The organism is Microcystis sp. LE19-131.1A (assembly GCF_027532015.1).
In the GTDB taxonomy this organism is placed as follows: Bacteria; Cyanobacteriota; Cyanobacteriia; order Cyanobacteriales; family Microcystaceae; genus Microcystis; species Microcystis ichthyoblabe_A.
Map to the genome: position 1 here is coordinate 1 of NZ_JAPZSS010000039.1, position 12,451 is coordinate 12,451.

The following is a 12,451-nucleotide window of genomic DNA, read 5'->3' on the forward strand; positions in this document are numbered from 1 at the left end:
GCCCCCCTTGATTAGGGGGGTGCTGATCCCCCCTTAATCCCCCCTTGATAAGGGGGGTGCTGATCCCCCCTTAATCCCCCCTTGATAAGGGGGGTGCTGATCCCCCCTTAATCCCCCCTTGATAAGGGGGGTGCTGATCCCCCCTTAATCCCCCCTTGATAAGGGGGGTGCTGACAATTTTAACACCCACCTACTTAGAGGTAATTGTATTGACTAACTAATCTAGCTGTTTAGAGAACGGGATGACTTTTGAGGATTTTCGGCAGGGAACAGATAGATTGATCGAGGTGGGGATGAGGATGTTCCTGATTGCTTTTCATCGCTTCTAACACTGCCGGTAAAGCTTGGGGATCGAGATTCTGTAAAAAGTTTAATAGATCCAAACTCTCCCCCACCAAGTGCGTCACGTTGATCCCCTCGTAATCGGGTTGATAGTGTTGTAAACGTCTCACCCCTTCCCCCAAAAGAATTACCGCCCCGCGCCAGTTATTATTTTCTAGATGGTAACAAGCGACAGCAATCTGCAAAATGCCTTGATAAAAGGTTTTTTCAGGCTCTGCGGACTCCATCCACAAAGCCTCTAGGGTATCATGACAAGCATAGAATTGCTGGCGATTAAATTCGTCGATTCCTTGCCCAAAAGCGCTGGCTGTCATTACCCTATACTAATGCCCCTTCATCAATTCGCGGACTTCTTGGATATAGTCGAGGGAAATTACCTGTTCTTCCCCAGCAAACTCGTTATCGGGGGTAATAAACAGCATACAGTGACATTCTTTCCGTTCCCGCATCGGTACACAGGGACAATTCCAGAAAGTATTTTTTACCTCCGCTTCTTTGTCCTCGTAGTGACGACAGGGACATAAAGGAGCGCCTAATTCGTCCTTATGACGCGCTAATCCCTCAATTACTACGGCTGTCACCGAGAGATCGCTACAGAAATAGGTATTTGTACCTCTAGCGTACTGTTCGGCAAACTTCTTCATCGCCTCAAGACTCTTATCTGTGTCTGTGATCTGGCTCATAGTTATCTTATCTCCCTAGCTTTCTACAAAAAAACTTTTTACTATCCTATCTCGATCCGCTTCCCCTTGGCTGAGGGGAATTTTTAGAATCTCTTTTGATTTTGCGACCGATCCCCTTGTTAATCTAATACGATAAAAAGACTCTCTTTGGCCAAAAGCTCGACTTTTTGGCCAGCAAACGGGAATTATGGAGGCAAAGTTCCTCAAAACCTGTCCTTGATTCCTGCAATCCCTGTACCCTATCAATACCAGAACATGATTTTATCTTTCTTGCAGACAAATAAAATTGCTGACGATAACACGCCTTGGTGGCTGAAAATTACCTCCCTTTATCCCCACTGTATCTACTATTTTGGTCCCTTTGCCTCCTTTGAGGAAGCACAACAGCATCAGGGGGGTTATCTCCAAGATCTAGAGTCCGAAGGAGCGCAAGGAATCAGTCTTTCGATCGAGCGGAGTAATCCCCATTATTTGACCGTTTTTGACGATGGAAGTCAGGATCTAGCTAAAACTTTTGCTTCCCATGCTCGAACCTTTTCTCGCTTTATTTCTTAAGTCTCCCTGTCCTCTTTGTCAACGGCAGAGCGATCGAGAGCTTTGCCGTGATTGTGGGCGACAATTACAGGCCTATCGTCAGAATAACCCGCTTTTTCTCTGGCGTAGTTCTATTCCCCTGTTTATCTGGGGACGCTATGAAGGTAAATTAAAACAGGCGATCGCTAAAATGAAATATGATCGCCATCCCGCTCTCGGCTCTTTGCTAGGCAGTTGCATGGGGGAAACTTGGCTGCTGCGTCCTCCCCTCACCGATAAACGTTTGACGGTGATTCCTATCCCTCTCCACCCAGAAAGGTTAAAGGAAAGGGGTTTTAATCAAGCAGAAGTCATTGGCGAAGGTTTTTGTCGTTTAACCGGTTATCATCTGGCTAGTCGCGGATTAATTCGGACTAAGAACACGGCAGCCTTGTTTAGTATGGCAGCCGAGGAAAGAAAAAGGACGATGCAAGCGGCTTTTCAACTGGGGAAAAATTTACCGAAATCCGTGCCGATTCTCTTAATTGACGATATTTATACCACAGGAACCACGATCGAGGAAGCTGTGCAGGTTTTACGCACAGAGGGATATCGGGTAGTCGGTGCGATCGCTCTTGCTAGTTCCAAAATTAGCTAAAATGCCCAGACGGAATCAGTCTAGGCATTTTAGAGTTAGATTAAATTAAGTGCGTTTGATCTTGTCGTATTGACTGATGAAAATCAAACCGATAGTGGCGGGGATCAGGACGATAACCGCACCTAAAACAAGGCTCCAGAGAAAGTTAGCTAAAGAGGGTGTCATGATAGATAAATCCTTTGTCATATTTTCAAAGACTTAGTTTTTTATCTTATCACCTTGGGCGAGAAGGCCCCCAGTTCCACGACCAGATAAATGCGATCGCAGGTTTTATATGTCTTCAATCGCTGAAAATAAAATCTCCCTTGACTTCTCAAGGAGATAGGGATGTTTGACAATGGGTGATAGTTACAAAAGTTCACACTAGACTGGCAAAGATTTTTATGGCTACTGACGATCGCAAACGGCGCATTCTCGATCATCTCTCCAGAAGTACCACTGGTGCTGACTATATTCCCCAAAAACCGCTGCCAATTGTGGAAACTCCCCCGGTGGCAGCGGAACCCGTGGCAGCGCCGCCTCCAGTAACTCCTTCACCGGAATTAACCGCTAAAGAGCGCAAAAGAAAGATAATGTCCCATCTTTCCATGAGTAGTGAAGATTTTGGCGAAATTACTAGCACTACCCCCCAAGAAAAGCGTAAACGCCAAATTAACGACCATCTGCGCCAAAGCCAAGGATAAATAGGGTTTGCGGCAAAAAGTCTTTCGTGGAGGCAGGGTGTGGGGTGTGGGGTGTGGGGTGTAGGGTTTTACCGATTTTGAGGGAGTCAATTACCTAATTTTTAGGGAAAAAGTCCCTGAATTTTCCCCCCAATCACTCCAATGGTCGGCACTTTTTGAGGGAAAAAAAGTCTAAAAACTTTGTTGGATAAGGTTTTTAGATTTATTCAGCAAACCCTAAATAGTAAGGAGTGAGAATTAGCAACTAGGCATCTTCTAGACTGTTCTCACTCCCTCATTTTCTGCTGTCGATGGCAATAATGACAGTTGTTGCAAATCAGTTCCTCGCTCTGGCAACAAGGGAATGTTAAAGTTAGTAATGAGCGCTTCGGTGATCGGATGACGTAATTTTTCTGTGGAACCCACATGATAAAAATGCTGTTTAGTATAGATATAAAACTTATCAGCACTCCAATTTTTTTTAATTAAAGGATTGCTTCTAAACTGATTACTGTGCCAAGTGGACAAAATAAACCGACAAGAAATATCCTTTAAAATAGTCACCAAACAATCTTCATCCTCTTGAGACCAAGAGTTAAAATAATCGGTGTGTCTCCCTAAATAAGGAGGATCGAGATAGATCAAGTCTGTTTTTTGCCAATTAGATAAAGTCTCTCGAAAGTCAGCAACTTGAAAATTATAATCAGTTTTAATAAGAATATTTTCTAGGGCAATAACTTGATTGACTATTTTGGTAATATATGCTTGAGAAAATCGTTCTGATTTATGACAGTAAGGTACGTTAAACTGTCCCTTACGATTGAATCTCATCACGCCATTAAAACAGGAGCGATTGAGAAATAAAAAATCTAGAGAATTAGGAGATTGATTAAATCTTTCTCGTACTTGATAATAATAACTTTCTCCCTGCTCCTTAAGAAATTGACCATTTTCTTGCAAAAAAAGCTTGACAGTTTTACTGGTAATAACTTGATTTTTTAGATTATTATAAAACTGGATAATATGAGTATTTGTGTCCGCAAGTAAAGCCTTTTGGGTATTAATATTAAAAGCCACCACTCCCGATCCAGAAAAGGGTTCTATCCAACGCCCAAAGCTCAGATCAGACACAATATTTTTAACATCTTTTACCAATTTAGTTTTAATTCCTTGACACTTAATCGGTGGCACAAGTGGCGTTAACTTCACTAAACACTCTCCTCATCAATAGTAATTTCTATCCACAGCAAACTTAGCTCCTGTTGGCTCGTGAATAAAGGTCAAATCAGGGTAAAAATTTTGTTGAGATACTAACTCTATCTTTAATTGGTTACATCTAGCAAAATTATCAAATATGGGAAAAAGAAGCAATTCTAATATCTTAGAGATGATTTTCGTATCAATAGATATAGTATATACCTTGAGGCAGTTTAAATTCAGTACAGCTGATCCCAGAAACCATGAGACTCTTGCTAGAACAAATGAACCAAAAAAATCTGGCTCTTCTCGGTTCTGTGTGATAAGTTTAACTTACATAGAAGCGATCAATCTTTGTGTCCTTTGTGTCTTTGTGGTTCGTTCCACCCCCCCGCTAGGAGGAATGTATCTTAGAATACATTTTACCCACCAAACCCAAGAGAGCCAAAATCTCTCGTCACCATTCTTGTCAGAATTATGAGAATTACGTTACATTTAGTTAAGATTTAATTGGCTGCGGGGATTAATCTCGAAAAAATAACCTAAAATCCTTGACAAAAACAGCTAAATGAGTTAAGCAAAAATCTTTATCCTAGAACCACTAAACAAACATGAAACTATCCTGGAAAACGATTTTACTGTGGACATTGCCCGCCCTTGTGGTCGGTTTTTTCCTCTGGCAAGGCACTTTTGCCACCGCCACCAGTAATATCGGCAATAACACCGCCACTACCCGCATGACCTACGGACGCTTTCTAGAATACCTAGACAGTGGTAGGGTTGTTAGCGTCGATCTCTACGAAGGGGGCAGAACCGCGATCGTACAGGCCCTAGATCCAGAACTAGAAAACCGAGTACAACGCCTACGGGTCGATTTACCGGCCAATTCCCCGGATTTGATCGCCCGTTTACGCGATTCTAAAATTAGTTTCGATGCTCACCCGATGCGGAATGAAAGCGCTTGGTGGGGATTCCTCGGTAATCTACTTTTCCCCTTTTTGCTGATTGCCGCTCTCTTTTTCCTGTTCCGCCGTTCTAATAATATCCCAGGCGGTCCGGGTCAAGCGATGAGTTTTGGTAAATCAAAAGCTCGCTTCCAGATGGAAGCAAAAACCGGCATCACCTTTGATGATGTGGCGGGAATTGACGAAGCGAAGGAAGAATTACAGGAAGTCGTCACTTTCCTCAAACAACCGGAGAAATTTACCGCCGTCGGGGCCAAAATCCCCAAAGGAGTCCTGTTAGTTGGCCCTCCTGGTACGGGTAAAACCCTGTTGGCTAAAGCGATCGCCGGTGAAGCGGGTGTACCTTTCTTCAGCATTTCTGGTTCGGAATTTGTGGAAATGTTTGTCGGTGTCGGTGCTTCTCGCGTGCGCGATTTGTTCAAAAAAGCCAAGGAAAATGCTCCCTGTTTAATCTTTATCGATGAAATTGACGCAGTAGGTCGTCAACGGGGTGCTGGTATCGGTGGTGGTAACGATGAACGGGAACAAACCCTGAACCAATTATTGACAGAAATGGACGGTTTCGAGGGGAATACAGGAATTATTATCATTGCCGCCACTAACCGCCCCGATGTTCTCGATTCCGCTCTCATGCGTCCGGGCCGTTTTGATCGCCAAGTAACCGTCGATGCGCCCGATTTTAAAGGTCGTTTAGAGATTTTAGACGTTCATGCCCGCAATAAAAAGCTGGCTAACGACGTTTCCATCGAAGCGATCGCCCGTCGCACTCCGGGGTTCAGTGGAGCAGATTTAGCCAATTTACTGAACGAAGCGGCAATTTTAACCGCCCGTCGTCGTAAAGATGCCATTACCCTCCTAGAGATAGATGACGCAGTAGATCGCGTTATCGCGGGTATGGAAGGTACTCCTTTAGTCGATAGCAAGAGCAAGCGCTTAATCGCTTACCATGAAGTGGGTCATGCGATCGTGGGTACGCTCTTAAAAGATCACGATCCCGTCCAGAAAGTGACTCTGATTCCCCGGGGCCAGGCCCAGGGTTTAACTTGGTTCACTCCCAACGAAGAACAGGGTTTAACCACGAAAGCGCAGTTAATGGCCCGGATTTCCGGTGCTTTGGGTGGTCGGGCGGCTGAGGAAGAAATCTTCGGCTATGATGAGGTGACTACCGGTGCCGGTGGCGATTTACAGCAAGTTTCTGATATGGCCCGCCAGATGGTGACTCGTTTCGGGATGAGCGATTTGGGTCCTTTGTCCCTAGAAAGTCAAGGGGGTGAAGTGTTCCTCGGTGGCGGTTTGATGACTCGTTCCGAGTATTCTGAGAAGGTCGCTACTCGCATTGATGATCAGGTGCGATCGATCGTGGAACACTGCCATGAAATTTCTCGGCAAATTGTCCGCGATCATCGCGAAGTGATCGATCGAGTGGTGGATCTGCTGATCGAAAAAGAAACGATCAATGGGGAAGAATTCCGGCAGATTGTGGCTGAATACGCCTACGTTCCCGAAAAAGAACAGTTTGTACCACAGTTATAGGTTGATTTCAATCTATAGGCGATCGGGTGGGTTAAAGCTCACCCGATTTTTTTATCCCAGTTAGGGTTTGCTGAATAAATGTGAAATGTAGGCAAGGTAAGAGTTTTGTGGCTTTTTTCGCGAAACAGGTGCAAGATTTTGAGAGAATCGTCGTTCAAAACCTTGCGTCTTCATCGGCCCGCGTCCTGTAGGGGCGAAGCATTCGGACAATCACCTATCGGTGAAACCGTAGATTTTCTAACCGAATGCTTCGCCCGTACTTTTTGCCGCAAACCCTAGTTAAGGGTTCAAAAGCGGCAAAAATAAGGATTAAATTGCCTAAAATCTGTAAATAGACAATTTAATTGATTATCATTCATTCTTAATTCTCCTGACGACCGACTACTGGCTACTGACTCCTAACCCTAACAACAATTTTTGATTTTTACAATTAGTTATCATCATCATCGTCATCGTCTTTATTCTGGTCATTATCATCGTCTTTTTGCCGATTTTCCCCGTCTTTATCGCTATCATCGTCTTTTTGCGGCGATTCCACCGTGGTGGGGACGTTTTTCGGTTCTTCGGCTTCTTTTCCTCCCTGACAAGCACCTAAAACCGTAGTCAAGGTTAACAGAATCAGCAAAACTAAGGATTTGATTTTCATGGTCTTTCTCCCCACTCGATCGATAAATATAACAATCTTAAGACTTTTGGGCGGTGGATAGTTTGGCCAATGCCAAGAAAGTGCATTCCCAGACTAAACGGGGTTGAACGTAGGCTAACAGCTGCCGGCGGGTTTTTTCCAAGATTTCTAAAATCGATCGCTCTCGTCGTCGTTGCCAATCCTCATACTGAAGATAACTCACATACCATAATTGGGTTTCCGTGTCAAGAGTTTGAGCGATAATTTTGGCTAATTCCAGTGCTTGGGAGAGTTTTAGGGGAAATTTGCTCAAAGATCGCGGTAAATCTTGGGGGAGACTGTCGAGAAACTCTAAAGCTGCGATCGCTTCTCCCGGGCTACCTTGGGCTAAACCGAGAATTGCCGGATAATTGAGAACGCGAGCTTGTCCGTTAGAGCGGAGGACTTGAGCGAGATTTTCTTCCGAAAGACGCTGAAAAGGGATATGTTGACAGCGAGAAACGAGAGTGGGTAGTAAAGAGGAGGGACTGGGAGCAATCAGGATTAAAGTGGCTTTTCCCGGTTCCTCAAGCGTTTTTAAGAGCGCATTTGCCGCCGATTCCGTCATGGTGTCTGCTTCCTCGATCACCACCACAGAGCGGGCCGATTCCAGGGGAGGACGACTTAAAAAGTTAGTAATCTCGCGAATTTGTTCGATGCGGATTTGCGGGGGAGCTTTGCGCTTGAGATTGCTTTCCTGTGCTTCTTTTGCGGTGAGCAGTTTGCCTTGGTGTTGATAAGTGGGTTCAATCCAGAGTAAATCGGGATGGTTGCCTCCCAGAAAGCGTTTCAGGATTAATTCCCTTGTTTCCGGAGATCGATCTCTAGTTAACAAGTCTTGACAGAAACATTTTGCTGCTAGATTGCGTCCAATCCCCTTAGCGCCGGCGAATAAGTAAGCGGGAGCGATCGAATTGACTTCAAGCGCTCTTTGTAGTAGTTCAATGGCCTGATTTTGACCGATTAACCTTGACCAATCTATCATCTTTTCCCTGCCATGGCTCGCTATTGCTGTTCCTATTTTGTCGGGATTTCTCCTCATCAGACCGGGTTTTTATACGATGATATATTAAGTTTGGGTGAATTTGAAATCATCAAGCGCCGGACCGATGTCTTGCTTTTATCGGAAGTTCCTAACGATGCTTTCTTTCCCCAGTTAGTGAAAGTGGAATTGTTTATTCATCCTCCCACTAGCTCGGAACTTCAGATCGATTTATTGGTAAAAAATCATGAATTGCCCCTGAGAACTAATAATCGTTGTCGGCGATTTTTTGAATCTATTCACCAGATTATTACCAACAATTATCAAGGTCAATCCCTGACCAGAATTACCGCTTAACCCGATTTGTTCCTGTCTCCGTCAACTGACAAAGACAGGGACAAAATGCCATCTTGGCTCTCTTGGGTAACGAACCACAAAGACACAGAGGACACAGAGATTGATCGCTCCTGTATGAGTTAAACTTATCGCACAAAGAATAAGAGAGCTGCTCTTTTTGGCACTTGATAGATTTATCGAGAAAAAATCGGTAATTGCTTTAATTTTTGCCTTCCTTTGTCGATGTGAGCGGGGGAAATTGACGACGTAAAAGCAAGGAATTACTCACTACCATAACCGAACTAAAAGCCATCAAAGCTGCTGCTAGGGCCGGACTGAAAGCTAGACCCCAACGGGGCAGTAATAAACCACCGGCAATGGGAATAGCAAAGGTATTATAACCCAAAGCCCAAAAAAGATTTTGTCGGATTTTTTGCCATGTGGCCAGACTTAAATGCAGAGATTGTACCACATCCTCCAGGCGATCGCTAATTAAAACGATCCCGGCCGTTTCCATAGCCACTTCCGTGCCACCAGCCAGAGCAATACCGATGTTAGCCTGTCCTAGAGCGGGAGCGTCATTGATACCATCCCCGACCATAGCGACGATTTTGCCCTCTTTTGTCTGTAGGTCGGCAATTAAGGCGGATTTTTCGGTGGGAGTAACTTGGGCGTAAAATTGACTAATACCCAAACTATTAGCGATCGCTGTCACCACTTCTTGGCGATCACCACTGAGTAAAATCACCTCTAAACCGAGTTTTTGTAACTGATTCACGGTTGTTTGAGCATCGGGACGTAATCGGTCCTGAAAAGCGATCGCGCCGAGTAATTGTTCTTCCATCCCCAGATAAATCACCGTTTTACCCGCTTGTAAAAGCTCTTGAATCCCCCAGATAGTTTCATCGATTTTAATGCCGTTCTGTGCCAACCATTGCCGATTTCCTAGAACAATTTTCGACCCCTGCACCCTTGCAGAAACTCCCAATCCGGCCACAGTTTGAAAATCTTCCCCCGTCAGGTTAGTAGGGGGAGTAACCGCGTCTAAAATCGCCTGAGCAAGAGGATGATTAGTCCCACTCTCCACTACTGCCGCTAATTGTTGAATTTCCAGGGAATTAAGGATAGAAAAACTCAAACAATCGGTAATTTCTGGATGACCTTGGCTAAGGGTTCCCGTTTTGTCAAAAACCACCGTTTGCAGTTGCGAGACGGTTTCCAAAACATCACCCCCTTTAATCAAAATACCCCTTTCGGCTGCTAAACTGGTTCCCACCAGTAGGGCCGTCGGTGTGGCTAAACCGAGAGCGCAGGGACAAGCGACCACAAGCACAGAAATCGCTAATTTTAGGGACAAAAGTAGGGGAGAAGTGGGTTGAATCATCTCGTGGTGTCCTGTGGTTGACCCTAACACCTCTGGAAAGAGCCTAGTTCCCCAAAAATACCAAAAGAGCAGCACAATTAGGGCAATTATCATCACTCCGTAGGCAAAATAACCCGCTACCCGGTCCGCTATCTTCTGCACCGGGGCCTTGCGAGTTTGGGCTGATTCCACAGCTGCGATAATCTTAGCTAGGGTGGTATCGGTTCCCACCTGACGAGTTTGCACGGCGATCGCACCGGAGAGATTGAAACTGCCGGCAATGACTAGATCTCCCATTTCCTTGACCACCGGCAGCGATTCCCCCGTTAACAAAGCTTCATCTACCGTGGTTCTTCCCTGAATAATCTCCCCATCCACAGGAATTTTTTCCCCGGGTAAGACGCGGACCCATTCCCCGACGCGCAGCTGTTCCACCGGAATCGCCACACCCACACGGTCATCTGTACTACCAATCAGGTGAGCCACTGCCGGTTGTAGGGAGGTAAGCGCTTCTAGGTCTGCGGCTGCGCGATGACGGGAATGCGCTTCTAGAGTCCGTCCGAGGAGAATAAAACCTAACAGCATGACCGGTTCATCGAAAAAGCACTCTAGACCGAGATTAGGAAAGATAAGAGCCAAACAACTGGCTATATAGGCGCTACCTGTGCCTAAACTAACGAGAGTGTTCATATTTGGCATACCGTGCCGTAATCCCCGCCAACCATCGATGAAAATATCGCGGCCGGGGAATAAAATGGCTAGGGTGGCCAAAGTCCAGTGAAAAGCAATACTTTGAAGGATGGGGATTTCTGGTCCCCCGATGTGGTGTAAGTGACCGATCAGGGAAAAAACCAGTAAACAACAAGCGATCGCTAATCGGTATAATTGTTGTTGCTGTTCTTTTTGTTGGTTTTGCCGACGTTGATTTTGTTGAGAAAGGGGAGTCGATGAGCTGCGCGGTTGGGTGGGGAATCCAATCGCGGTTAATTTTGCGGCTAATTGCTCTGGTGCGATCGCATCTGGTTGGTATTCAATCACGGCAATTTCCGTGATTAGGTTAACTTGGGCCGATTTTACCCCTTGATTTTGGCTGAGTTGTCTTTCTACGGCACTAACACAGCCGGCGCATTTCATGCCTTTTACGTCTAGAGTAGCGGTTTTTAGTCCAGTTTCGGCGGCTAGGATCATAGAAAAAGTAGGCAAGGATGGTCTTTACTTCTATCCTAGAAATTCTCGGCCGATTTTTAAACTATTTTGGCGTGTAGGGTTACAGATAGCTGAAATTTCAGGTAGCCGATCTGGTAGTGGACTGACACAGCTAAAATAGGGCAATAGATAAGCTCAACTGAGGACATCAATCATGGGAAGAGGTAGGCGAGATAAAGTTCATCTGACAGTCGCACAACGAGAAAACTTTGAACAAATCAGTGGGGGAGGGTTCATAACAGAGTACGCTAATCGGCATAACACGCTTATCGTAATATTATACGGAAAACTTCTTGCGATCGCTCCATTTGAGCGTAATATACAGAAAGATTCTTAAAAAAATGCGTATTTAGCGTCATATACGGCAACTTTCCGCATAATATATAGTTAGGCACACCTGAAATTCCTGACATGGCAAACGTCTTAATCATTGGAGGCAGCAGAGGGATTGGGGAGGCTGTTGCCCGACACCTCGTTGCCAAGTGCGATCGCCGATCTTGTAGGGTGGGTTAATGAAATGTAACGGTGCGATTCGTTTCTAGGGGAATAAATAGCCTAGAGTGCCGATAAAACAGCATAACTGACAAAAAGGATGTAGGTGAAAGACCTACCCTGTAAGGGACACAGTGACTCCCGACCTGCCCCCAGTGACTGGACTCGGAAATCTAGAGGCTGAAGCGGGGAACAAGGACGCAATCAGAGCCAAAACAGATAGGCGCAAGGAGCGTTAACGGGGAGTATGATCGCCGCTCTTGTAGGGTGTGTTAATGAAATGTAACGCACCTTATCTAATGTTCAAAATTCGTGCGTTACGCTAACGCTAACACACCCTACATCATATCGATCGTCAAGATTAAGTGATTGCCAAAGCGATCGGGGCATAACACAACGTTGCACCTGACTTAATAAAGCAAAGGCTTTCTAAACCTATGACCATCCGGTTCTACGACTATAAATGCTCCTGCTAGTTCCACTTCGGAGTAATTTTTGATGATTCGCGCTAATTCCCCATGAACTGCATTAACTGTCGTGGGTAATACCCGAAGGTAAATAACTCCAGTTCCAACTGCTCTGACAAAAACAAGATTCCCGTAATCCCTATCTCGTGTGACGAGGATACGATTTTCTTGCTGAGATGTCCTAAGTATTTCTTCATCACTAGCTTGTGATAGACCAAGCTGAGCAACAAGAACCACATCATGTCCGGCATCAATTAGAAATCTCGCAGTGATTGCGTAAACGTCTTGATCGAGAAGAAATTTCATTATTAAGCCGACACGAGTTTAATGTCTTCAGCCGCTACTAAAGCGATAGCATATTGCAGACAAGCACGAATGTCTTCAATTT

At 45.1% G+C, this 12,451-nt stretch carries 14 protein-coding genes; 5 read left to right on the forward strand and 9 right to left on the reverse strand.

The genetic code is table 11. The annotated features are described in order from the left end of the window. Window positions 1-230: 230 nt before the first annotated feature. Both O9323_RS03510 and O9323_RS03515 read right to left on the reverse strand, forming a co-directional pair. Window positions 231-656: a DUF309 domain-containing protein gene (locus O9323_RS03510; RefSeq protein WP_002741528.1), complete on the reverse strand. Its 426-nt coding sequence runs from the start codon at window positions 654-656 to the stop codon at window positions 231-233. Window positions 657-665: 9 nt separating this feature from the next. Next, window positions 666-1,025, reverse strand: a complete 360-nt coding sequence (locus O9323_RS03515) for a ferredoxin thioredoxin reductase catalytic beta subunit (protein WP_002779133.1) — start codon at window positions 1,023-1,025, stop codon at window positions 666-668. Between the two features lie 255 nt (window positions 1,026-1,280). Between O9323_RS03515 and O9323_RS03520 the strand changes: the two genes are divergently transcribed. Together O9323_RS03520 and O9323_RS03525 are read left to right on the forward strand one after the other, a co-directional pair. Then, window positions 1,281-1,580, forward strand: coding sequence for a DUF1816 domain-containing protein (locus tag O9323_RS03520; RefSeq protein ID WP_004158383.1), 300 nt, complete (start codon window positions 1,281-1,283; stop codon window positions 1,578-1,580). Then, window positions 1,549-2,196, forward strand: coding sequence for a ComF family protein (locus O9323_RS03525; RefSeq protein WP_002779130.1), 648 nt, complete (start codon window positions 1,549-1,551; stop codon window positions 2,194-2,196). Before O9323_RS03520 ends, O9323_RS03525 begins: the two co-directional genes overlap by 32 nt. Before the next feature lie 45 nt (window positions 2,197-2,241). On the opposite strand, the gene psbX is transcribed toward O9323_RS03525, so the two are convergent. Further along, on the reverse strand, window positions 2,242-2,361 hold the full coding sequence (psbX, locus tag O9323_RS03530) for a photosystem II reaction center X protein (RefSeq protein ID WP_002733679.1): 120 nt from the start codon (window positions 2,359-2,361) through the stop codon (window positions 2,242-2,244). Between the two features lie 218 nt (window positions 2,362-2,579). On the opposite strand from psbX, the gene O9323_RS03535 reads away from it, so the two are divergent. Then, on the forward strand, window positions 2,580-2,879 hold the full coding sequence (locus O9323_RS03535; protein ID WP_002803105.1) for a hypothetical protein: 300 nt from the start codon (window positions 2,580-2,582) through the stop codon (window positions 2,877-2,879). Window positions 2,880-3,134: 255 nt separating this feature from the next. Here the strand turns inward: O9323_RS03535 and O9323_RS03540 are convergent, their stop codons facing one another. Both O9323_RS03540 and O9323_RS22510 read right to left on the reverse strand, forming a co-directional pair. Beyond that, the gene (locus tag O9323_RS03540; protein ID WP_288124693.1) at window positions 3,135-4,067 is read right to left on the reverse strand and encodes a DNA adenine methylase; all 933 of its coding nucleotides are present in this window, start codon (window positions 4,065-4,067) and stop codon (window positions 3,135-3,137) included. Window positions 4,068-4,082: 15 nt separating this feature from the next. Beyond that, on the reverse strand, window positions 4,083-4,379 hold the full coding sequence (locus O9323_RS22510; RefSeq protein ID WP_353851583.1) for a type II restriction endonuclease: 297 nt from the start codon (window positions 4,377-4,379) through the stop codon (window positions 4,083-4,085). A gap of 287 nt (window positions 4,380-4,666) precedes the next feature. Here O9323_RS22510 and ftsH2 point away from each other — a divergent pair, with 287 nt between their 5' ends. Then, window positions 4,667-6,553 carry an ATP-dependent zinc metalloprotease FtsH2 gene (gene ftsH2 / locus O9323_RS03550; RefSeq protein ID WP_288124694.1) on the forward strand — a complete coding sequence of 629 codons (1,887 nt, stop codon included), beginning with the start codon at window positions 4,667-4,669 and terminating at the stop codon, window positions 6,551-6,553. Between the two features lie 430 nt (window positions 6,554-6,983). Here the strand turns inward: ftsH2 and O9323_RS03555 are convergent, their stop codons facing one another. Beyond that, the gene (locus O9323_RS03555; RefSeq protein ID WP_002779127.1) at window positions 6,984-7,199 is read right to left on the reverse strand and encodes a hypothetical protein; all 216 of its coding nucleotides are present in this window, start codon (window positions 7,197-7,199) and stop codon (window positions 6,984-6,986) included. 37 nt (window positions 7,200-7,236) lie between these two features. Next, entirely contained in the window at window positions 7,237-8,202 is a 966-nt protein-coding gene (holB, locus tag O9323_RS03560) for a DNA polymerase III subunit delta' (RefSeq protein ID WP_288124695.1), read from the reverse strand. A gap of 12 nt (window positions 8,203-8,214) precedes the next feature. On the opposite strand from holB, the gene O9323_RS03565 reads away from it, so the two are divergent. Continuing rightward, a complete protein-coding gene (locus O9323_RS03565; protein ID WP_002734498.1) occupies window positions 8,215-8,556 on the forward strand; it encodes a hypothetical protein in 342 nt (113 codons plus the stop codon). 199 nt (window positions 8,557-8,755) lie between these two features. On the opposite strand, the gene O9323_RS03570 is transcribed toward O9323_RS03565, so the two are convergent. Next, window positions 8,756-11,086: a heavy metal translocating P-type ATPase gene (locus O9323_RS03570; RefSeq protein WP_288124696.1), complete on the reverse strand. Its 2,331-nt coding sequence runs from the start codon at window positions 11,084-11,086 to the stop codon at window positions 8,756-8,758. Window positions 11,087-12,006: 920 nt separating this feature from the next. Further along, window positions 12,007-12,369: a DUF5615 family PIN-like protein gene (locus O9323_RS03575; RefSeq protein WP_002803120.1), complete on the reverse strand. Its 363-nt coding sequence runs from the start codon at window positions 12,367-12,369 to the stop codon at window positions 12,007-12,009. Window positions 12,370-12,451: the final 82 nt, after the last annotated feature.

Excerpts from the sequence above, each read along its gene's own strand:
- O9323_RS03520 (WP_004158383.1), top strand. The coding sequence starts at position 1,281 with ATGATTTTATCTTTCTTGCAGACAAATAAAATTGCTGACGATAACACG.
- psbX (WP_002733679.1), bottom strand. The coding sequence starts at position 2,361 with ATGACACCCTCTTTAGCTAACTTTCTCTGGAGCCTTGTTTTAGGTGCG.
- O9323_RS03575 (WP_002803120.1), bottom strand. The coding sequence starts at position 12,369 with ATGAAATTTCTTCTCGATCAAGACGTTTACGCAATCACTGCGAGATTT.
- O9323_RS03515 (WP_002779133.1), bottom strand. The coding sequence starts at position 1,025 with ATGAGCCAGATCACAGACACAGATAAGAGTCTTGAGGCGATGAAGAAG.
- O9323_RS03570 (WP_288124696.1), bottom strand. The coding sequence starts at position 11,086 with ATGATCCTAGCCGCCGAAACTGGACTAAAAACCGCTACTCTAGACGTA.
- O9323_RS03555 (WP_002779127.1), bottom strand. The coding sequence starts at position 7,199 with ATGAAAATCAAATCCTTAGTTTTGCTGATTCTGTTAACCTTGACTACG.
- O9323_RS03525 (WP_002779130.1), top strand. The coding sequence starts at position 1,549 with ATGCTCGAACCTTTTCTCGCTTTATTTCTTAAGTCTCCCTGTCCTCTT.
- O9323_RS03535 (WP_002803105.1), top strand. The coding sequence starts at position 2,580 with ATGGCTACTGACGATCGCAAACGGCGCATTCTCGATCATCTCTCCAGA.
- O9323_RS03510 (WP_002741528.1), bottom strand. The coding sequence starts at position 656 with ATGACAGCCAGCGCTTTTGGGCAAGGAATCGACGAATTTAATCGCCAG.
- O9323_RS03565 (WP_002734498.1), top strand. The coding sequence starts at position 8,215 with ATGGCTCGCTATTGCTGTTCCTATTTTGTCGGGATTTCTCCTCATCAG.
- holB (WP_288124695.1), bottom strand. The coding sequence starts at position 8,202 with ATGATAGATTGGTCAAGGTTAATCGGTCAAAATCAGGCCATTGAACTA.
- ftsH2 (WP_288124694.1), top strand. The coding sequence starts at position 4,667 with ATGAAACTATCCTGGAAAACGATTTTACTGTGGACATTGCCCGCCCTT.